The sequence below is a fragment of the Streptomyces natalensis ATCC 27448 genome (assembly GCF_000935125.1).
In the GTDB taxonomy this organism is placed as follows: Bacteria; Actinomycetota; Actinomycetes; order Streptomycetales; family Streptomycetaceae; genus Streptomyces; species Streptomyces natalensis.
In genome coordinates this window covers 1-19,905 of the sequence record NZ_JRKI01000045.1, presented here as the reverse complement: position 1 = coordinate 19,905, position 19,905 = coordinate 1, and the positions used below count along the sequence as shown (strand labels likewise).

Genomic DNA, 19,905 nt, shown 5'->3' with positions numbered 1-19,905 from the left:
TCAGGAGAAGACGGCGGGAACGAAGGGGCCGGGCGCGCCGCGGTGCGGTCCGTGTGCTGGGCGGCGCCGTGGTGCTGATATCCCTGCTGGCACCCGCCGGCCAGGAACCGGTGCCGGTGGCGGCGTCCGCACCGGCCTTCAAGTCGGTCAACTACGCGGTCGCCGTGGACGAGTCGGCCAGCCTTGCGGCCGAGGACATGACGGCCGAGAAGGCCGCCGCGGCGCGCATCGCGGTGGGTGATGTCTCCTCGGCCTCCCATGTCACGGTCTTCGGCTTCGCCGCCGCCGAATCCGGTGACCAGCACGCGGTGGACCCGGTGTGCCGGCGGACCGCGCTGGATGCGGCCGGGCGCGAGTCGATCGGCGGATGCGTCGGCAAGCTGCGCAGCCGCAAGAAGGGCGAGGGCACCGGCACCGACTTCCCCAGCGCGATACGCCAGGGTGTGCACGAACTGAGCACCGGCACCGACCCGTCGGCGCCCCGGGTGCTGTTCCTGCTCACCGACGGGGAGCTGGACGTCACCGGCAGCCCCCAGTACGGCGACCCCGCGCACCGCAAGGACGAGGGGCAGCGGCAGCTGGACCTGGAGCTCAAGGACGCCGCCGCGCACGGGGTGCAGATCTGGCCGCTGGGCTTCGGACCCGCCCCCGACAAGGCACAGCTCGACCACATGGCCGCCGGCGGCTACCAGAAGGGCTGTGTCGAACTGCCCTCCGCCCGCCCCCAGGCCGACAAGGTCTCGGGCGCCAAGGACGTCGGCCCGGTGCTGGAGAAGATCTTCGCCGCCGCGCACTGCCTGCGCTACGACCAGGGCACCAGCCAACTGCCGCCCGCGACACTGGAGGTCGGCATCTCGCCGCTGGCGACCGTGGGCAGCATCGTCGTCGACAAGAGCGACCCCGCGGTGTCGATCACCTACTTCGACCCGAGCGGCCACCAGGTCCCCACCTCGGGGACGTACCACAAGTCGCGGTTCGAGCTGGCGGGTGCCGATGACGCCGTCGAGGCGCTGAAGATCACCGACCCGGTGCCCGGCGTCTGGAAGGTGAAGGCCGAGGCCCCCGAAGGACACCGCTCGCTGCCCGTCGGGGTCAGCGTGCTGTGGCAGGGCGAACTGCGCGGCTCCCTCACCATGGACCCGCCGTCGCCGCAGGCCGGCCAGCGCGCCACGGTCACCATGCGGCTCCAGACCCGCGAGGGCTACGAGATCAAGGACCCGGCCGACTACGCGGGACTGCGGGTCCGCAGCGAACTGACTGGTGACGGCTTCGCCCCGCAGATGCTGCGGCTCACCGACGACGGCAAGGGGCCCGACCCCAAGGGCAGCGACGGCTCCTTCACCGGTTCCGTGACGATCCCCAAGAGCGCCAAGGGCACGCTGAAGGTGAGCGGCACGCTGACCGCCTCCGGGCTGAGCGCCGACACCCGCAGCGAGAGCGGCCAGGTCGCACCGGGCGTGCTGCCCGTCACCACCGCGCTCACCCTGCACCCGGCGACGACCCACCCGGGCACCACGGTCGCCGGCACGCTGGCCGTCCACAACACCGGCAACAGCCCGCACACCCTGCGGCTGTCCGTTGCCGACCTCCAACCCGGCCTGCTCTCGATCAGCCCCGCCGAGATCACCGTCAAGCCCGGCGAGTCCGGCACCCGGAACGTGACGCTCGCCGTCGCCCCCGCAACCGCCTTCGGCGACCACCTCGGCGACGGCCTGCGGCTCGGCGGCACCGTCACGGTCGTCGACACCACCGACCACGACCGGCCCCTGGTGCGCTCCCCGCTCAGCGTGCAGGTGACGCCGGAGCCCGGCGTCTGGGAGGAGTACTGGTGGGCGTTCGTGACCGCCGCCGCGGTGCTCGCGTCGGCCGTCGCGGCGGCCCTCGCCTGGCTGCGGCAGCGCCGCAGCCGCCGCGACCCGTACGGCCTGGTGCTCCAGCTGGTCTCCGAAAAGGGCGACGTCCTCGCCACGCACCCGGCCGGGCACGGGCACAAGCAGTGGTACGAGTTCGCCGTCGTCGAACCGCACCACAGCCCGCGCATCGAACGGCGCAGCCACGGCCCGTACGCGGTCCAGCGCAGCCCCGAGGGCGGCGCGTGGCTGCGCAAGCGCGGCGGCGGCCGGACCCGGCTGCCCGCCCACGGCAGTGCCCCGCTGACCGATGCGCTGAGCCTCTCGCTCGGCGAGGAGACCCGCACCCCCAAGGGCCGCCGCCCACGGCCCTCCCGGCCCGGGAGCCGGACCACCACGACCCCCACCGCGCCCGTGGCCCCCGAGGGCGGCGGCGCGAGCGCCTACGAGTCGTACCGGTGAGGCGAAGGGCGGGCCGGTACGGTCACCGGCCCGCCCCGCACACAGCGCCGCGGCCGCCGTGCCGCGGGCAATCCACAGACGGACCGAGGACGAACCGGCCGCCGATACGGCCGCAAGCGGGAGGCACCCCATGAAAATCTTCCAGCCGATGCTCTTCGTCGGCCTGGGCGGCACCGGCGGCCTGGTCGGCGCCGAACTGGAACGCAAGCTGCGCGCCGAGTTGTGCGGTCCGGACGGCGTCGCCCTCAGCCATCTGAGCGGCCACGCTCCCTACCAGCTCCCCGACTGCCTCCAGTTCGTGTACGCGGACTACAGCGAATCCGACCTCCAGCGGCTGCCGCAGTTCAACGTGGACCCCTCGCTGCGGGCCGCCTACGCCCGTACCTCCCGGGCCACCCACAACCTGCTGCCGAACTTCGACAGTTCACCGGAAGTGACCAAGATGCTCCGGGCGAGCCTGCGCGACGAGGTCGCCGACTGGCTGCCGCCGCGCATCGACGAGCCCAAGGTCACCCCGCTCCACAACGGCGCGGGCCAGCTGCCCACCGTCGGGCGCGCCGCCCTGTTCGCCACGCTCCGGCACAGCCTCGCCCCGGTCCTGGAGCCGCTGTTGCAGGCGATCGACGCCATCGCCAAGTCGGCCGGTGAGCTGAGCGAACTCGGCGGCGGCAAGGTCAACGGCTGCGATGTGTTCGTCGCCTTCTCGGTGGCCGGCGGCACCGGCGCCGGGATCTTCCTGGACTATCTGCACCTGATCAACCAGGCGTTCAAAATGCGCCGGTTCGACGGGGTGAAGATCTATCCGCTGGTCGTGATGCCGTCCTCGTTCTCCTCGTCGGCCGGCGGCGGACGGGAGGCGGACCTCAACGCGGCACGTGCACTGGTGGACCTGTTCCGGCTGGTGGACGGGCAGAACGCGCCGACGGAGGGGGCGGAGATCGGCGACCTGGACCATGACTCCGGGCTCGGCATCCGCTACCCGGGCACCACCCCGATCCGGCTGCGGACCGGCATTCTGCCCACCGCGTTCCTCTTCAGCCCGACCGCCGGCATCCGCCAGGACGACCTGCGCCGATCCATCGTCTCCCTGGTGATGTCGCTGATCGGCACCGAGCTGGGCGACGGCCGCTCCCGGGGCCGGATGACGGCGGCCGACGACGACTTCCAGACGTTCGCCGCGAGCTTCATCAACCGCGGGGTGCACCGCAGCGCCATGTCGCCCACCGGCATCGGCCGGCAGGGCGTCTCCACCAGCCTGGTGGCCTCCATGACCGCCCCCATGGACCAGCTGGCCGACCTGGTGGCCGGCCGGCTGCTGCGGGAGGCGGTCACCGATCTCGTGGAGCGGCCGCGCACCACGCTGCGGGAGTCCGCGGTGCCGCTGATCCGGCAGCTGTTCGCCGACTCCCACCTCGAAGAGCTCTGGGAACGCCGCCAGTTGCCCGTACCGGAGCCCGATCCGCTGCCGCGCGGCAGCAAGGCCATCGAGCAGGCGCTGGGCGAACGGATAGCGGACATGCAGCGGCTGCTGACCGACCTCCAGTCCCTCGCCGACCGTCAGGCCGCCTCCATGGCCGACCGGTTCGCGCCGCGCCCGGCCATCGACAAGCTCCTCCAGAGCGTGGACCCCTTCCTCGCCGAGCGCGTCGTGCGCGGCGTCCCGGACAGCGACGACGCGATCGCCCGGCTCGGCTTCCTGGGCATGCTCGCCAGCCGCTCCGTCGCCCCCCAGCGGCCCCCGGGGATCAGCGACCAGCCGCCCAAGACGCCGCGGATCAAGGGCCGGATGGCGGGGATGTCCCCGGCCCGCTGGGGCGACGACGACGTGCAGGCCGCCCTCCAGCAGCAGGACCTCTGGTACCAGTGGCGCAGCCGGATCGTGTGGCACGAGGCGTGGCGGGAGCAGCAGCAGCGCTGGCAGTCCCAGGCGGATGCGGCCGGGATGGACCTCGGGAGGCTGGTGAACGGCTTCCGCAAGCATTCCGACCAGGAACGCAAGGTCTCCGCGCAAAAGGGCCTGGAGCTCTACGAGGACCGCACCGGGATCTCGTACCTGCTGCCGCCGCAGCGCACCCTCAACCACTTCTACGAGGACCTGGTCACCCGGCTGATCCGCCGGGAGGGGCTGCGCGAGCACGACGACGAGGCCACGCTGCTGCTCAAGATGATCGACGGGGACACCTGGCGCTCGGTGCATGCGCAGAGCCGCCGTAACCCGGACAGCGCGGTGGCGGTCGTCAAGGCACAGCTGGAGGGCCGTATCACCCGACTGTTCGCGGAGAGCGGCGAACACCTGGAGGAGCGCCCGCTGTTGCCGTCCATGAGCACCCTGCTGGCCGCCGCGGCGGGCGATGCGGACGCCACCGAACAGGTCAGCAAGGAAGCGCTCGACCTCTTCGGCCGCAAGCTGACCGGGCTGCTGCCGGTGGGCTTCACCCCGGAGGGCACCGGACCGCTGCGGGTGCTCGTCACCTACCCGCGCGTCCAGGCGGTCGACGAGGTGCAGGAGTACCTCGGCAAGGCGCTGCGGCTGCCCTCCGACGCCAAGAACTCGGTGGAATACCGGGGGGTGGAGAGCGATTCGATCACCGTGGTCCTCTTCCGCAGCGAGATGAGCCTCACCCAGGTGCCCGAGGCCCGCAAGGTGCTGCGCCAGTGGGCCAGGGCGAAGGACTCCGAGCAGGCCCAGGACGTCCTGCGGTGGCGCCAGCGGCTCGGCTTCCGGGACAGCTGGATGGTCAGCTGCGAGGAGGACCGGCGCGCGATCCTGCACCGGCTGCTGTGCTGTATGTGGAACGGCCAGGTGGACGTGGTGGACGGCGACACCGCCTCGCCCGACCGGGTGCGGCTGCGGCTGTTCCCCGAGACGGGCGAGAACGTGCCCGGCGTCCGGCTGCGGCTGGGCGACTTCCCCGGCGGCGTCTCCAGCTGGGCGGAGCTGCTGCGCTCGTACGAACGCTGGACGGTCCTCGACGACGAGCGGATCGTCGAGGACTACTGCCGCGAACTGATGGGGACTCAGCCGGTGGGGCTCGCCAGGAGCGGCAGCGATCCGCATCCGCTCTTCGTCGAGCTGGTCGAGAAGATCGCCCCGCGCCAGCTGGAGCTGCTGGAGGAGCGCCGCGAGCGCGGCGGCGAGCGGGTCGAGGGCTGGGTGCGGCCGCTGTGGGAGTTCTGGGCCGAGACCCTGCCGGCCGCACTGGACACCGAGTTCGGGGACCAGCGCGCCATTCAGCCGACCCTGCGTACGCTGCTGGAGCACGTACGCGGCGGCGCGCCGAAGCCGCGCCTGCGCAAGGAGCTGCGGGAGCCCCGGCGGGCCGCGCCGAAGGAAGACGACTGGGGCACCGCGCCGCGGGCCGGGCACGGCGACGGCGATGGCGATGGCGATGGCGATGGCGACGATGACGGCTACAACGGTGCCTACAGCGACGCCCGTAGCGACATCCGCAGCGATGCCCGCAACGACGCCCGCAGCGATGCCCGCAACGACGCTCACGGTGACGCTTACCGCGACCGCGACCGCGACCGCGAGGCGTCCGGTGACGGCGCCCGGCGGCCCCTCGCGGACCGGGACCGGGTCAACGGCCACGCCGACTCCGCCGATTCCGCCGGCGCCGACCGGCCGTGGGCACCGTGGGACGACCCCGGCGACCCCGGCCCGCACGGTGACCGCGACCGCGACCGCGACCGCTCGGGCCGCAACCCCTGGGACGGTGATGCGGAGTGATCCCGCCCGAGGAGATCGGCGCCGTCGTCCACCTGGACCTGCGCAGCGGGGCGGCGGCCCTCGACACCGCCCCGGCCCTGCGCGCCAAGGTCGCCCGGCAGCTGGGCCGGGCCGGACTGCCGGAACCCGACCACCCGCTGTTCCTGGTGGTCGACACCCCGGCCGGGCTGACCGACCACCAGCGGCAGTACGAACTGCTCGCCTCCTACCGCGCGTTGGGCGAGGTCAGGATGCTGGTCCTGCTGGTGGGCAGCGCGCCCGGAGCGTACGCCGGCCAGGACGAGGCGTACGAGCCGGACCGGCGGCTGGTGCGGCCCGCGATGCTGCGGGCCTCCGGCACCGCCCTGCTGTGGGCGGGCGATCTGCGCTCCGCCGCCACGGCGCTGGAGCGGCCCGAACCCGACGACCCGGCGGCACTGGCGGTCCTGGTGGACCTGCTGTCGGTCCCGGACGTCTTCCTGCGGGTGCTCGACGACCTCGGGTCGCTGCCCGAGGCCGTCGCCGCGCCCGGCGTGCGGCTGCTGGAGCAGGACCTGCCGCCGGAGGTGCGCGACCGGGCCTGGCGCGACGCGCTCACCCGGTTCGCGGGCGAGGACACCGCCCTCGGCCCGGATCTGCCGGCGGCCGGCTGGTCCGCCGCGGATCTGCCCGAGCCGCTGCGCGGGCTGGTGGCCGGCCGGGGCGGCCGCGGTGTGCGGCACCGGGAGACGGCCGGGGTGGCCGAGGACGCGTATCGCGCCTGCGCCGACGCCCTGGTGGAGGCCGAGGACGCGCTCGCCGGACTGCGGGCCGTCCCGGGGCTGCTGCGGCCCGGCCGCCGGATCGCGTTCGAGGCGGACCTCGACCGGGCGCGCCAGGCGCTGGACGACTACCGGGACCTCGTCGGCACGGCGCTGCACAGCGGCTCCGGCTCCGGCACCGTACCGTCGGCCGCCGAGACGGCGGCCCGGCTCGCGGCCCTCGGCCTGCGGGTGCCCTCGGCCGAGGGCGTGGGCGAGCGGATCGGCGAGGGCCTGCGGGAGTTCGCCGGGAAGCTGCTGGGGCAGGGGCTCGCGCTGCGCGCGGTCGCCCAGCGCTTCACCGGGCTGGCCGGACGGGTGGAGCCGGTACCGGGTTCGGCGCTGCTGCCCAGGCTCGCCGAACACTCCGCCGACGCGGTGGCCCGGCGGTCCGCGGCGGCCGACGGCCCGCTGCCACAACCCGCGGCCGCGCTGCCGGTGGCCGCCCTGACGGGGCTTCTGGGCGCGCTGTGGCAGGGCCCCTTTCTGCCCCTGGCGCTGGTCGTTCCGCTGGTGTTCTTCGGTCTGGCGGCGCTCGGCGCGGCCCGGCTGCGTGGCGCGGGACGGCCGGGCCGCTGGGGCGTGGGCCCCTGGGCCGCGGCGCTCGGCGGCGCGGTGGCCGGAGTGGCGGTGGCCTACGCGACCGATCCGCCGCTCTGGCTGAGCGGCACCGCATGGCCGGTGGCCCTGTGCGCCGCGGCGGAGACGGCGCGCCGTCTGTGGTGCATGGCGGCCGACGCCTGGGCCGAGGGCCACGGAACGGCCGTGCTGCGCCGGGCGCTCGACGGCCTGGACGCCCTGCTGGCCGAGGCGGTCCGCGAGCACTGGGCCGCCGACGAGCGCCTGTACTGCGCCGACGCCGCCCGGTCCGTGGCCGGCATGCTGCGGGCGACCGCCGCCGCCGCGGACGCCGAGGCGGTGCCCGAGCCGGAGCGGCCCACGGTCCCCGGCACGTCCGGCACCGAGCCGCCCGCCGCGGACGACTGGCTCTCCAGCGCCTCGGCCCTGGAGACGGAGTCCCTCCCCGCCTCCGACGACGCCGACGGCGACTGGGCCGGCGCCTACGCCTGGGACGACGGGCCCTCCTGGGACGAGTCCGCCGAACAAAAGGAGACCGCCCGGCCCGCCGACCCGTGGGCGGACCGCACCGCCGGGACCCCGCGCTGGCTGGACCGCGAAAGCGGCGAGGGCGGACCGGAGCTGGTCGCCACCCTGGCCGGTGATCTGACGGACGCCGCCGTGGTCGCGATGGCGCCCTACTGGGGTGCCGTCGAACGCGGCCAGGCCGGCGCCCACGCCGTCCGGCGCACCGAGGAACGGGTCCACGAACTGCTCTCGACGGCCCGCCTGCACCTCCAGCGCAACGGGGTGCTCGCCCCGCCCCCGTTCGCCGCCGCCCACCGCACCCGCGCCACCTCGGCGAGCCTGCTGGGCACCGACCCGCAGCGGGTGGCCGAACTCGTCGGCGCGGAGGCCGACCGGCAGGCCGTGGTGCAGCTGTCCTCACCCGAGCAGGGCACGCTGCTCAACCGCGATCCGGCGGCGGCGGTGTGGCTCAGATTCGCCCCCGAAGCCGTGCGCGGCGAGGTCGAAAAAGCCTGGCGGACCAGCGGGTCGGGCCAGCCGCACGAGGCGCTGTGGACGGCGTCGGGGCGCTACGCCGGGCTGATCCGGCTCACCCCACTGCGCATGGGCGTGGTGGACACCGTCCGGCCCCGCCAGAGCCCCGACCCCGTGGACGCGTACGAGCGAAGGGACGGCGACCGCTGGTGACCAGCACCTCGCATTCCGACGTGGCCGAGCCGGGCAGCGCGCAGCGGACCACGCTCGCCTTCACCGCCCCCTCGGGACGGCGCCGCACCGCCCCGGTCCGCCTGGGCCGCGAATCCCGCCGCGATCCGCTGCTGCCCCAGCGGATCCGCAACGGCCTGCTCGACGACGAGGGGCAGCAGTTCGTCCAGGTGCGGCTGACCGCCGCCGACGCGGCGAACCCCGCGGCGCGCGCCCTGCTGGACGCGGAGGCGGGCACCGCCCTGCATCTGCACCGGGTGCTCGACGACACGGAGTTCGCCGCGCTCTTCCCGGAGATCATCGGCTACGAACTCGACGCCGCCGAGCCGTTCCTGCTCTACGCCGCGCCCCGCGGCACCGCCGCCGCGCGCACCCATGTGATGTCCGCGAGCGATCAGCGGGTCTTCGCCCGCGATCTGCTGCTGGCGCTGAGCGTGCTGGACGGCCAGGGCCTGGTCCTGCGCGGTATCTCGCCCGCCACCGTGCTCTGGGACGGGACCTCGGTCCAGCTGTGGGGGCTGGAGGGGGTGGCCCGCGCCGGACGGCCGAGGGTCCGGTGGGGCCGGGCGCCCTACTGCTCGCCCGAACAGCGCCGGGGCGAGGGCCTGGTCGACTCCCGGGACGCGGTGTGGAGCGCCGCCCAGGTGCTCTACCAGCTGGTGACCGGCCGGCCCGGCCCCGCCGACCGGGCGCCCGCCGACCTGGCCGGGCACCGGGTGCTCGCCGGGACGCTGCCGGGCGCGTTCGCCCCGCTCGCGGCCGACCGGCCGACGCCCGCCCGGCTGCTCGACCTGTTGGCTCCGGGCGCCGCCGAACGCCTCACACTCACCCCCGCCGCCGACGACACACGCCCGCACCACAAGGCGTACGAGAACGCGCTGCGCCTCAAGCGGAAGGCGGCCGCCGCCGAGCCGCCCGGCGATACCGGGGCGGGCCAGAAGCGGGGCAACGCCGAGACGCTCTGCCCGTACTGCCTGGAGCCCCTCCAGCTCGACCTCACCTCGCTGTTCGTCACCGACAGCAAGATGCAGTACCAGCCGCTGGACGTCTCGGGCCTGGGCAACGCCCTGCGGCGCCAGGACGTCATGCGCTCCGCCGTCCAGAAGTGCACCGCGGACCCGGACTTCCCCGAGCACTTCATCCCGGTGCCCTACCTCACCTACGGCCGTCCGCTGACGGTCGCGATGGTCGGCCAGTCCTCCACCGGCAAGAGCCATCTGCTGACCCAGATGATCGCCGAGATCACCGACGGCGGTCTGGAGCCGTTCGGCCTGAAGTGGCAGTCCGTCAACCCGGAGCAGCACGCGCGGTTCGTACGGGAACGCGTGCAGCCGCTGCGCAACGGCAGGGTGCTGGACCACACCGGTGGCCTCGGCCTGGACGGCTTCGCGCGCTTCGTGGAGTCCCTTCTGCTCACCGACGCCCGCGGGCAGACCCGGCCGGTCGCCTTCTTCGACCTCGGCGGCGAGGACCTCGTACGGACCGATGCGGCGCTGCGCTTCCTGCTCGGCGTCGACGCCATGGTCTTCGTCGTCGACCCGGCGCTGGCGCTGCCGCTGCCACAGCTGGACCACGCCCGGGAACGCTGGGGCCTGGAGGTGAACCGGGACGGCGATCTGGCCTTCGGCACGGTCCTGGACCGGCTGCCCAAGTCCGGGCCGTATCTGGAGGTGGCGGCCGCGATGGTGCTCGGCAAGGCCGACCTGCTGCGGTTCCAGCCGCCCGTCGACCGGTGGCTGGGCGAGGCGCCGCCCGCCTCGCTCGACCCCGCGCGGGTGCGCGCGGAGAGCCGGGACGTCTACGGGCTGCTGCGCCGGCACGCGGGCCAGGCGTGGCTGCGCCCCTTCGACGCGATCCGCCGCTGCACCCTGCACATCGCATCGGCCACCGGCGGCCAGGAGGACCACGGCCGCTATCCGGCCGGCGCGGGGCCCCGGCGCGTACTGGAGCCGCTGCTGTCGCTGCTGGCCATGCACGGGCTGATCGAAGTGCCGGGCGGCGCCGAGGCGTTCGCCGTGGGACCCGGGGGATCCGGGGGAGGGGAAGCGACATGAGGGACTTCCAGGAGCGCAGACCGTTCCACCGGCCGCCGGTCGACACCGGCGGACCCATGGACGAGGTGCACCAGGTGGTCTTCCGCTGGGACGGCAACCAGGGCCGCCAGGGCACCGGCATGAAGGCCGTCGCCCACTCCTGCGCGGCCGAGCGCGCCGAGGAACTGGGCCGGGAACTGGGGCCGTTGCTGTGGGTGTCCGGTGCGGCCGCCCCCCGGCCGAGCGTGGTGCGCACGGTCTCCCGCGACGGTGAGGTGATGCTCGTCCAGCGCTGGCCGACCACCGACCGGGGCGGCCGCCCCAGCACGGTCAGCCACGTCCTGATCGGCGAAGCGGGGACCCTGAAGACCCGCCAGTGCCTCGGACTCGCGTACGGCGGCTGGGGGTACAGGGAGTCCGCCGAGGAGGCCACCGGGGAACTGCGGCCGGTGCAGTGCGCGGAGCTCGACGCGCTGGCCCGCCGGTGGCTGCCGGAGATGGCGGAGCGGCTGCCGACGGTCCAGCACCCGCTGATCCTGGTCACCGCGGAGTGGCTGCGCGATCCGTCCCGGCGGATATCGCTGCTCATGGACGAGGACGAGGACGAGCCGTCCGGCCGGCCGGGCCGGGACCCCGCACCGCTGGTCTACCTGGGCCTGTTCCTGCTCTTCGGCTCCTGGCTGGGGCACGAGTGGACGTTCGCCACGTACGACACGGTCGACACCCATCCGCTGCGGCTGATGTGCGTACCGCGCTGGGAACCGGACGCGGGCGGGCCGAGCCCGCTGGCCCGGGTCATGGTCCGCCGGCCGGCCCAGCCGCAGTTCGAGCACCGGGCCGCGAACCTGCTGGTCGAACACCTGCTGGCGCACCCGGAGGACGACCCCGGTGTGCCGCAGCTGGTCGAGCGGCTCAGGGGCGGGGCGGGGCTGGACTGGGCGCGGCGGCGGACTCTGCTCAAGGAGATCCTGGACGCCGACCGCCGGGCCGGCACCGCCCCGGTGGCCTCCCCGCCCCGCCTTCCGGATCCGGAGCCGCAGTCGGGCCTGTCCCGCCTTTCGGATCCGGAGCCGCAGTCGGGCCCGCCTCGCCTTTCGGATCCGGAGCCGCAGTCGGGCCCGCCCCGCCTTTCGGATCCGGAGCCGCAGCTGGGCCTGCCTCGCCTTCCGGATCCGGAGCCGCAGCGGGCCCAGCCCCCAGCCGCCCCGCCGGTGGCCGCCCCGCCCACGGCCGTCCCGCTCACGGACCGGCGGACCACGCCCCCACCCGAGCCGGCCTCTCCCGCGCCGATGGCCGCGCCCGTACCGCCGTCTGCGCCCGTACCGCCGTCTGCGCCCGTACCGCCGTCTGCGCCCGTACCGCCGTCTCCGCCCCCGGCGCCACCCGCGCCCGAGCCGTCCCTGACACCTCCGCGCTCCCCGCACTCGTCCCCCACCTGGGGACCGGCGCCCGACGCCGGCCATCCCGCGGCGGCGCCCCACGACGCACGCGCACTCCACGGGGACCTGTGCCTGTACCGGCGCGGGGACCTCACGCAGCGCAGGCGGCTGGCGGAGCGCCTGCGGGCACTGTCCGACGATCTGCTCCTGGACGAGTTGCGCTCCCGCGAGCTGTCGCCGGACTCCGAGGAACTGCTGCTGGACGAGCTCGGGGACGAGCGCCGCGTGGAGGTGCGCCCGATGGCCATGCGGCATGAGCTGTGCACGGAGGTGCTCCGCAACGGCCAGTACTTCACCCTGAACGGGCAGGGCGCGGGGCTCGCTTCGAGGACGGCCCCGGCCGGTCGGGCGGCCGACCTCTTCGGCTGGGCCGTCGCCCCGGTGGCCGGTCACGAACGCCATCTGCGCGAGGTGCAGGAGCTGTTGCACCGCATGTGCCTGGACCGCCGCCCCGCCGCGAGCGAGTGGCTCCGGGAGAGCGTGATCGCGCCCCGCAACGGCCGGGCCCCGGACTTCCCGCCCGCCCTGTGGCAGCAGATTCTGCGCGACGTCATCAGCCGGAGAGACGCCGAGCCACCCGCCGCTCCCCGGCCGGCCCACGCCGACCCGGTGCCCCTCGCTCCCTCGGAGTCCCTGGCCATGCCACCACAACCCCCCGCCTTCCCGTCCCGATTCGGTGGGCTGACGGACCATCCCGGCTGTGTGGTGGGGGCCTTCGTCGTGGTGATCGCCGTACTGGTACTGATCGCGCTGGTGGTGATCTTCGTCTGACCCGGCGCATGACCCGGCGTCCGACCCGGCACATGACCCCGACGTACCGAAGCGCGCTACGTCAGCCGTCTCCGAACCGCTCGCCCTTCTCGGCCTTCTCGACCAGCAGGGCGGGCGGCGTGAACCGTTCGCCGTAGGTGGCGGCGAGCGCGCGTGCCCGTGCCACGAAGCCGGGGAGCCCGACGCGGTCCTCCGACCCTGGCCCACCCTGGTATCCGTTGACGTACTGGAGGACACCGCCGGTCCATGCGGGCGCGCCTCGATGGTCTGCGCGGTGGCGAAGTCCACCTGGGAGCCCTCGACGGCGGCAGCCAGGATGTTCCGGGGGGCCGACCGGCAGGACCCGGCGGCACGGGCGAGGGGGCTGTCCCTCGTCCCCATGCCGGGCGGAGTTCAGCCGACCATGTGCCGAACTGCCGGTCAACCGCGATGAGTTGTGCTCATCTCCCCATGAGTGCCGTCGGTCGTCCCTGCCTTTACGCGCTCCGCGCACTTATGTTGAGCGCGTTTTCGGCCGCTGGCCCCGGAACTTCCGGCATGCTCCCAGCACGTCAGCGAACACGAGGCACAGCGACATAAGGAGTCAACCAGTGGCGCACGACCGACCGCAGGATTCGGTGGAAGTGGTGATACCCCCGCACGTCTACGGTTTTCCGGGCGTGGGGTTCGGCGGCTATGCGGCAGGGATCCTCTCGCGGAATCTTTCCGCCGCTTCGGTGAAAGTGAGTTTCCGCCGGCCGATGCCGCTAGGTTCTCCCGTGCCCCTGCGCAGCACCGAGGACAAGGGGTACGAACTGGCCGATGCGGAGGGGGTGTTTCTCACGGCCCAGGAATGCGACGAGGTGGCCCTGCCGCCGTCCGTTCCCTCCTGGGACGACGCGGTCGCGGCCGCGAAGCGGCATCCCCTGACGGACTCCCCGTTCACCACCCGCGACTGCTACGGATGCGGCGGAGACCGGGCGCCGGGCCAGGGGCTGCGGCAGAACTTCTCGCAGCTTCCCGAGCGACGCATGGTGGTCGCCCCCTGGACGCCGGATCCCGAACTCGGCCAGGGCGGTGCGACGTTGGCCGCCGAACAGGTATGGGGGGCACTGGACTGTCCCGGCGGCTGGGCCTGCCGACTGTTCAGCGACGCACCGCACGAGACGGTGACCGCCTACATGGCCACGACCGTCACCAAGCCCGTCGTCCTGGGCGAGGACCATGTCACCTTCGGCTGGGTCATCTCGAAATCGGGCCGCAAGCACATGGTGGGAAGCGCGATAGCCACCCGCGACGGTGAGCTGTGCGCGCGCACCGAGGCCCTCTGGCTCACCCTCCCCCCGCAGGTCTAGCCCCATGGAACGGAGACGGGAAGCGACGGCCCGGCCGGGGGAGGGGGGCTCCGGCGAATTCTTCCCGTCTCCGTCGCCTGCTGCGAGGTCAGGACGGAGTCCCCGGTGGATCCGCTGTTCCCTGCCGAGGGAAGCGCCCTCGGATCCGTCCCGGGCAAGCGGGCCAGGAGCCGGAGCGGCCGGGAGTGGTGGCGCAAGGACCTTGAGTCCGATCAGAAGGGGCCGAAGAGCCAGTTGCCCGGAGCCTCGGGGTCCTCGCTTGTGTAGTACTCCTCGGTGGCCTTGCGGATTTCCTGGCTGTCGAGCGTGCCGTTACCGTCCAGGTCCAGTTTGGCGAAGGCCACTGCGAGGTCGGCAGGAGAAGCGCCCAGGGTGCGGGCGTACATGGTGGTGAACTCCTGCTGGTCGATGACGCCGTTGTCGTCGGCGTCGCAAATGCTCATCCATGCGTCGACCATTGCGCCGAGCCGCCGAAGGTAGCTCTCCTGGTCGTGGGCGGCCGAGCGGCGCATGCCGACGATGAACTCCTCGCGGTCCACAAGGCCGTTGCCGTCGGTGTCCATGTGCCGCACGTCCGCTTGCCAGAGCTCCGCCAAGGCGGACCGAAGTCGGCTGACCTTGGGAGCGTCCGTGGGCAGGCCGAAGGCGGCACCCAAATTGTCGGCCAGAGACAGCACTTCGCTCTCGACGATCCCGCCTTCACGGTCGGCGGCGAGCATCGCGTACACCCGGTCCAACTTTCGGTCCAGAACTCCGTCAACTGTTGTCATGCATCTCACCTCGAAGGTCGAATCCACCGTCGGCTGGGCGCTGTTGAAGAGCGCGCCGGGAAGAATGATGCCGCGTGTGGGGCGTGTATCTCATCGTCCGGACGGCGGAACGACTCTCTGGCTAGTTGACAAAGGGAAAGAATGAGCGAAAATCCTCGGCTTCCGGCTGGATTCCGGGAACGCATGGAGCATTTCTCTTCGGCCCGGGTGCGGGACACATGGGACGGCAGATGGATTTTCGCCGGGGCGGTGCCGGGTGCGGACGCGCTGCGCGTGATGAGTAACGACTACCTGGCACTGGCGCGCGACCCGCGGATCACCGGAGCGATGACGCAAGCCCTGACAGCGTGCGGTAACACCACCTTGATGTCGGGCACGCTGCTGGACGACGGTGATCCGCAGCTGGCGCTCGAACAGAGCTTGGCCGGCCATGTGGGCTATCGGGCCGGAATCCTGTGCCAGTCGGGCTGGGCGGCCAACACCGGACTGCTCCAGACGATCGCGGGGCCGGACACCCCCGTCTACATCGACATGCTCGCCCATATGTCCCTGTGGTCCGGGGCCCGTTCGGCAAAGGCTCCGCTGCACCCCTTCCGCCACAACGATCCGGACCACCTGGCACGGATGATCGCCCGATACGGCCGTGGGGTGATCCTGGTCGACTCGATCTACAGCACCGACGGCAGTGTCTGCCCGCTCGCCGAGGTGGCGGGAATCGCGTCTGCCGACGACTGCGTTCTGGTGGTCGACGAATCGCACTCATTGGGCACCTGCGGTCCGCGAGGCGCGGGAATGACGGCGGAACTCCGTATCTCCGACCGGGTGCACTTCATCACCGCGAGCCTTTCCAAGGCGTTTGCCGGACGGGCCGGATTCATCGCTTCCGGCGAGCCGGAATTCACGCGTTACTTCAAGATGGCCTCGTACCCCGCGATTTTCAGCTCCACCCTGCTGCCCCACGACGTGGCCGGGCTCGCCGCAGCCCTCGATGTCGTACGGGGCGAGCAGTGGCGGCGTGATCAGCTGCACGCGGTCTCGGCTCTGGTGCGCGACGGGCTGACGGACGCGGGGCTGAACCTCCGTGGTTCACGCAGCCAGATCATCGCCGTCGAAGCGGGCGGGGAGCGGGAGGTCATGAAGCTGCGTGACGAACTGGAGCGGCATGGGGTGTTCGGTTCGGTGTTCTGCCCTCCTGCGACGGTGCGGCGGCGCTCCATGGTGCGGCTGTCACTCAACGCCGGGCTGACCGACTCGGACGGCCAGAGGCTGGTGTCCGCTTGCCGGGCAGCGCTGGACTAGCCGGCGCGGAAAATCATTGGCGCCGCAGCGCGAGGCCGGTCTAGGGTCGTTGTCATTGGGGACGGCGGTCGTACGCCGTCTTCGTCTGCTGTTGAGCAATCCGGGAGGTGAGTACTGATGACTGTCATGGCGATGGGCGCTGCCCGCATCCAGAAGATCATCAATTCCATTCCCGTGGTCTCCGGCTGACTCGACTTTCCTTCAGTGTGCCGCGCATGGCGCGCGCAGCCGGGGCCGCTCCTTCTCGAAGGGCCCTTGCGTTGTTCAACGCCAATATCTCTGCTGCTGCGCACCCGCTGACCGCCTATGGCTGGGACGACGGGTTCGCGGAGAGCTTCACCCCCTTTGCCGGGCAGGGGTTCGTGCCCGGCCGTATCGTCCGCGTGGACCGCGGGCGGGTGGATGCGGTCGTGGCCGAAGGCGACGGTGTCCGGACCGCACTGGCGGACACCGCGCTGGTGGCGACCAGTGACCCGATGCGGGTGCCGTGCACCGGTGACTGGGCCGTCATCGACGTCGAGAACGGCCGCGTGGGCGACCATCTCGACGGTGTCGTACGGGCGTTGCTGCCGCGGCGTACGGCGATGGTGCGGTCCACGTCGTCCAAGCGGTCCGAGGGACAGATTCTCGCGGCGAACGTCGATCATGCGGTGATCGCGGTATCGCTGGCGGAGGCGCTGGACCTGGGGCGTATCGAGCGCTTCGTCTCGCTGGGCTGGGAGAGCGGCGCCCAGCCGGTGGTGGTGCTGACCAAATCGGACCTGGTGGCGGATCCGGCGGGGCTCGGGCATCTGGTCGCGGATGTGGCCGACGCGGCTCCCGGTGTGCAGGTGCTGGCGGTCAGTGCGGCCGCCGGGGAGGGGGTCGAGGTGCTGGCCGCGGTCGTCGCGGGGGGTACGTCGGTGTTGCTCGGGCGGTCCGGCGCGGGCAAGTCCACACTGGCCAATGCGTTGGTCGGGGCCGACGTCCAGGACGTACGGGCGATTCGCGACCGGGACGGCAAGGGGCGGCACACCACGACCACACGGGATCTGCTGGTGCTGCCGGGCGGCGGCGTGCTGATCGATACGCCCGGTCTGCGGGGCGTGGGGATGTGGGACGCCGAGGAAGGGCTGGCGCGGACGTTCTCGGATGTGGAGGCGCTGGCCGAGCGGTGCCGGTTCGCCGACTGTGCGCATGGGGCGGAGCCCGGCTGCGCGGTCATGGAGGCCGTCGACAGCGGCGCGTTGTCCCCGCGCCGGCTGGAGAGTTACCGCAAGCTCCAGCGCGAGAATCTGCGCATCGTGGCCAAGACGGACGCCCGGGCGCGGGCCGTGCTGCGGCGGGACTGGAAGCAGAAGCAGGCCCTCGGGCGGCACATGATGGAGCGGAAGAGGGGCGGGGGCGGTGGGGAGTGAGGGAGTAACCAAGTAGCGGAGCAGCCCGCGCCGTTCAGTGTCGCGTCCGTATCCCGCCAGTGATGCGGACGCGTACGGCGCACACTGGGCCCGTGGCGTCGAGAACGATGGACAACGATGGATGACGAGACCCGGTACGAGGTGGTGTGCAGACCGCGCGGGTCCTGTTGCAGACCACCGAGCTGCCGGTCACCGAGCCGGCGTTCGCCGCCGGGTTCGCCAGCATCCGGCAGTTCAACGAGACCATGCGGGAGATCTACGCCGGCACACCGAGCGAACTGCGGGCGGCGGCATCCCGCGGCACCGCCCGCACCGCGACCCGCGGCGCTGCGCGCCATGCGGCCGATGGCGCTGCGCGCAACGCGGCCGGCGGGATCCCGCTGCGGCTGGCCTACCGGGGCCCGTGCGCCGAGGCCGAGATGTTCGACTTCCTGGCCGTACGGGCGGTGCCCGGCGTCGAGGAGGTACCGGGACCGCGCGGCGGCCGCACCTACCGCCGTACGCTGCGGCTCGCCCACGGCACCGCGATCGCCGAGGTCGACGAGTGCGGTGGCGCCCGTATGCGGCGCATCTCGCCCGCGGGGCTGGTGTGCCCGGCCGACCGGGGCGGGGACGGCGGCTGGCTGGAGTGCCGACTGCGGCTGACCGATCTGCGGGACCTGTCGACGGCCGTACAGCGACTGCGCCGCCTCTTCGACCTGGACGCGGACCCCTACGCCGTCGCCGAGCGGCTGGGCGCCGATCCGCTGCTTGCGCGCCTGGTGGCGCAGTGCCCCGGACTGCGCTCCCCGGGGGCCGCGGATCCGGAGGAGCTGGCCGTGCGCACGGTGCTCGGTGGGCCGCCGGAGCGCGCCGCCGGGCTGGTACGGGCGTACGGAAAGCCGCTGGACACGCCGGACGGCGGGCTCGCCCATGTCTTCCCGGCGCCCGCCGAGCTGGCCGGTGCGGACGTCCCGGAGCCGGTGCGGGCGCTGTGCACCGTGCTCGCCGACGGGACGCTGGTCCTGGACGCGGGCGCCGACCGGACCGCCGCCGAACGGGCGCTGGCCGCGCTCCCCGGCGTCGGGCCGCGGGCCGCCGCGTACATCCGGATGCGGGGGATGGGCGACCCGGACGTGGCGGCCGGCGTGGCGGACGCCTGGCGGCCCTGGGGAGCGTATGCGCTGCACCATCTGTGGCGTGCCGGGATACGGCCGCAGGGCGACATCCCGGGGGCCGTACGGCACACGGACGGCGCGGCGGCTCGGCTCAGCCCGCGATGACCGCGCCCACCCACGCCCCCACCACGAGCAGACACGCGAACAGTTCGGCCAGCACACTCAGGCCGACCGCCCGCATGACCGTACGGGTGGAGGCCCAGGCGTCGCCGTGGCTGCCGAGCCGGAGGCGTTCGAGGACGTAGAGGCCGCCGACCGCACCGAGCGGGGCGCCGACGACCGGGAGGAGGAAGAAGCCGACGATGCCGGCCGTCCCGGCCAGGAACAGGATGCGGTACGGCGTGCCGACGGTGTGCAGACTGCGGGCCGGGAGCAGCCATTTGAGGGCCTGGTTGAGGAGCAGGACGAGGGTGGCGGCGATCAGTACCGTCCAGGCGGTGCGGGTCTGTGCCGTCATCGCCCACCACAGCACACCGGCCCAGACGATCGGCGGGCCGGGAACACCGGGGACCAGCACCCCGACCAGTCCGAGCAGCAGGACCAGGCCGACGGCGACCAGCTGCCACACACTCATGTGACGGCGCTCCCCCTGGGGGCACCTCCCAGCGTTGGCCGGGGGGCTACGGCCGGGGAGGCCCCCGCGCTGCGCTCGTTCATGGCCCAAGCCTGCCGGAAGCCGCCCGGACGCGCGCTCCGGCGAACGCCTCCGGACCGTCCGGAACCCGCCCGCGCGCCCTGTTTCCACGGCGCCCCGCCCGGGACAATACGGGCCATGACCGACCAGGGGGCACGGCGCGGCCAGGAGGACAGGTGGTGGCGGCAGTTGTACGGGGAGGGAGGGGACGGAGGGGTCGGAGAGGAGGGGGCGGACGCCGGGGCGGTCCTTGACGCCGGGGCGTGCACGGCGGGGGACAGCCTGGACGAGCGGGTGGCTTCGGCGCTACGGACCCTCACCCCGCCCGGGCTGCGGGCACCGGGCCCCACGCCGCCGTCCTCGTCGCCCGCCCCTGCCCCGCCTCCGTCTTCCGTCCCCGAACCGCCCCCGGAGCCCGAGCCCGCCCCACCCTCCGCCGCGCCCCCCGAGCCCGAGCCC

Annotated in this window: 10 protein-coding genes and 3 pseudogenes; 10 read left to right on the top strand and 3 right to left on the bottom strand. The window is 73.3% G+C overall.

The annotated features are described in order from the left end of the window. Positions 1-53 precede the first annotated feature (53 nt). The 5 genes from SNA_RS28805 to SNA_RS38705 all read left to right on the top strand — a co-directional run bounded on the left by SNA_RS28805 (position 54) and on the right by SNA_RS38705 (position 12,855). Complete coding sequence (locus SNA_RS28805) at positions 54-2,312, top strand: VWA domain-containing protein (protein ID WP_241779880.1); 2,259 nt, start codon at positions 54-56, stop codon at positions 2,310-2,312. A 130-nt stretch (positions 2,313-2,442) separates the two neighbouring features. Then, positions 2,443-6,042: a tubulin-like doman-containing protein gene (locus SNA_RS28800; protein WP_044367499.1), complete on the top strand. Its 3,600-nt coding sequence runs from the start codon at positions 2,443-2,445 to the stop codon at positions 6,040-6,042. Continuing rightward, positions 6,039-8,594, top strand: a complete 2,556-nt coding sequence (locus SNA_RS28795; RefSeq protein ID WP_044367497.1) for a hypothetical protein — start codon at positions 6,039-6,041, stop codon at positions 8,592-8,594. Before SNA_RS28800 ends, SNA_RS28795 begins: the two co-directional genes overlap by 4 nt. Beyond that, the gene (locus SNA_RS28790; protein WP_078970277.1) at positions 8,591-10,666 is read left to right on the top strand and encodes a protein kinase family protein; all 2,076 of its coding nucleotides are present in this window, start codon (positions 8,591-8,593) and stop codon (positions 10,664-10,666) included. Before SNA_RS28795 ends, SNA_RS28790 begins: the two co-directional genes overlap by 4 nt. Beyond that, a complete protein-coding gene (locus tag SNA_RS38705) occupies positions 10,663-12,855 on the top strand; it encodes a hypothetical protein (RefSeq protein WP_052809005.1) in 2,193 nt (730 codons plus the stop codon). Before SNA_RS28790 ends, SNA_RS38705 begins: the two co-directional genes overlap by 4 nt. Before the next feature lie 61 nt (positions 12,856-12,916). On the opposite strand, the pseudogene SNA_RS40625 reads toward SNA_RS38705, so the two are convergent. Further along, a pseudogene (locus tag SNA_RS40625) lies at positions 12,917-13,114 on the bottom strand (hypothetical protein); the annotation flags it as partial. Between the two features lie 499 nt (positions 13,115-13,613). Between SNA_RS40625 and SNA_RS28780 the strand changes: the two are divergent. Further along, complete coding sequence (locus SNA_RS28780) at positions 13,614-14,189, top strand: PaaI family thioesterase (protein ID WP_078970276.1); 576 nt, start codon at positions 13,614-13,616, stop codon at positions 14,187-14,189. 212 nt (positions 14,190-14,401) lie between these two features. Here SNA_RS28780 and SNA_RS28775 read toward each other — a convergent pair whose 3' ends face one another. Next, entirely contained in the window at positions 14,402-14,959 is a 558-nt protein-coding gene (locus tag SNA_RS28775; protein ID WP_030070951.1) for an EF-hand domain-containing protein, read from the bottom strand. A 141-nt stretch (positions 14,960-15,100) separates the two neighbouring features. On the opposite strand from SNA_RS28775, the gene cqsA reads away from it, so the two are divergent. The 3 genes and pseudogenes from cqsA to SNA_RS28760 form a co-directional block, all read left to right on the top strand. After that, positions 15,101-16,258 (top strand): alpha-hydroxyketone-type quorum-sensing autoinducer synthase, encoded by a 1,158-nt coding sequence (gene cqsA / locus SNA_RS28770; RefSeq protein WP_044367496.1) that lies wholly within the window; start codon positions 15,101-15,103, stop codon positions 16,256-16,258. A gap of 215 nt (positions 16,259-16,473) precedes the next feature. Then, a complete protein-coding gene (rsgA, locus tag SNA_RS28765) occupies positions 16,474-17,655 on the top strand; it encodes a ribosome small subunit-dependent GTPase A (RefSeq protein ID WP_104532098.1) in 1,182 nt (393 codons plus the stop codon). A gap of 152 nt (positions 17,656-17,807) precedes the next feature. Further along, positions 17,808-18,917: pseudogene (locus tag SNA_RS28760) on the top strand (AlkA N-terminal domain-containing protein); the annotation flags it as partial. Here SNA_RS28760 and SNA_RS28755 read toward each other — a convergent pair. Next, positions 18,904-19,386 carry a DUF456 domain-containing protein gene (locus SNA_RS28755; RefSeq protein WP_030070957.1) on the bottom strand — a complete coding sequence of 161 codons (483 nt, stop codon included), beginning with the start codon at positions 19,384-19,386 and terminating at the stop codon, positions 18,904-18,906. The pseudogene SNA_RS28760 and the gene SNA_RS28755 sit on opposite strands and share 14 nt — an antisense overlap. Positions 19,387-19,584: 198 nt before the next feature. Between SNA_RS28755 and SNA_RS43535 the strand changes: the two are divergent. Continuing rightward, a pseudogene (locus tag SNA_RS43535) lies at positions 19,585-19,905 on the top strand (protein phosphatase 2C domain-containing protein); the annotation flags it as partial.

What these genes read in the sequence shown, in the direction of transcription:
- SNA_RS28755 (WP_030070957.1), bottom strand. Translation starts at nt 19,386, where the DNA reads ATGAGTGTGTGGCAGCTGGTCGCCGTCGGCCTGGTCCTGCTGCTCGGA.
- SNA_RS28775 (WP_030070951.1), bottom strand. Translation starts at nt 14,959, where the DNA reads ATGACAACAGTTGACGGAGTTCTGGACCGAAAGTTGGACCGGGTGTAC.
- SNA_RS38705 (WP_052809005.1), top strand. Translation starts at nt 10,663, where the DNA reads ATGAGGGACTTCCAGGAGCGCAGACCGTTCCACCGGCCGCCGGTCGAC.
- cqsA (WP_044367496.1), top strand. Translation starts at nt 15,101, where the DNA reads ATGAGCGAAAATCCTCGGCTTCCGGCTGGATTCCGGGAACGCATGGAG.
- rsgA (WP_104532098.1), top strand. Translation starts at nt 16,474, where the DNA reads ATGGCGCGCGCAGCCGGGGCCGCTCCTTCTCGAAGGGCCCTTGCGTTG.
- SNA_RS28800 (WP_044367499.1), top strand. Translation starts at nt 2,443, where the DNA reads ATGAAAATCTTCCAGCCGATGCTCTTCGTCGGCCTGGGCGGCACCGGC.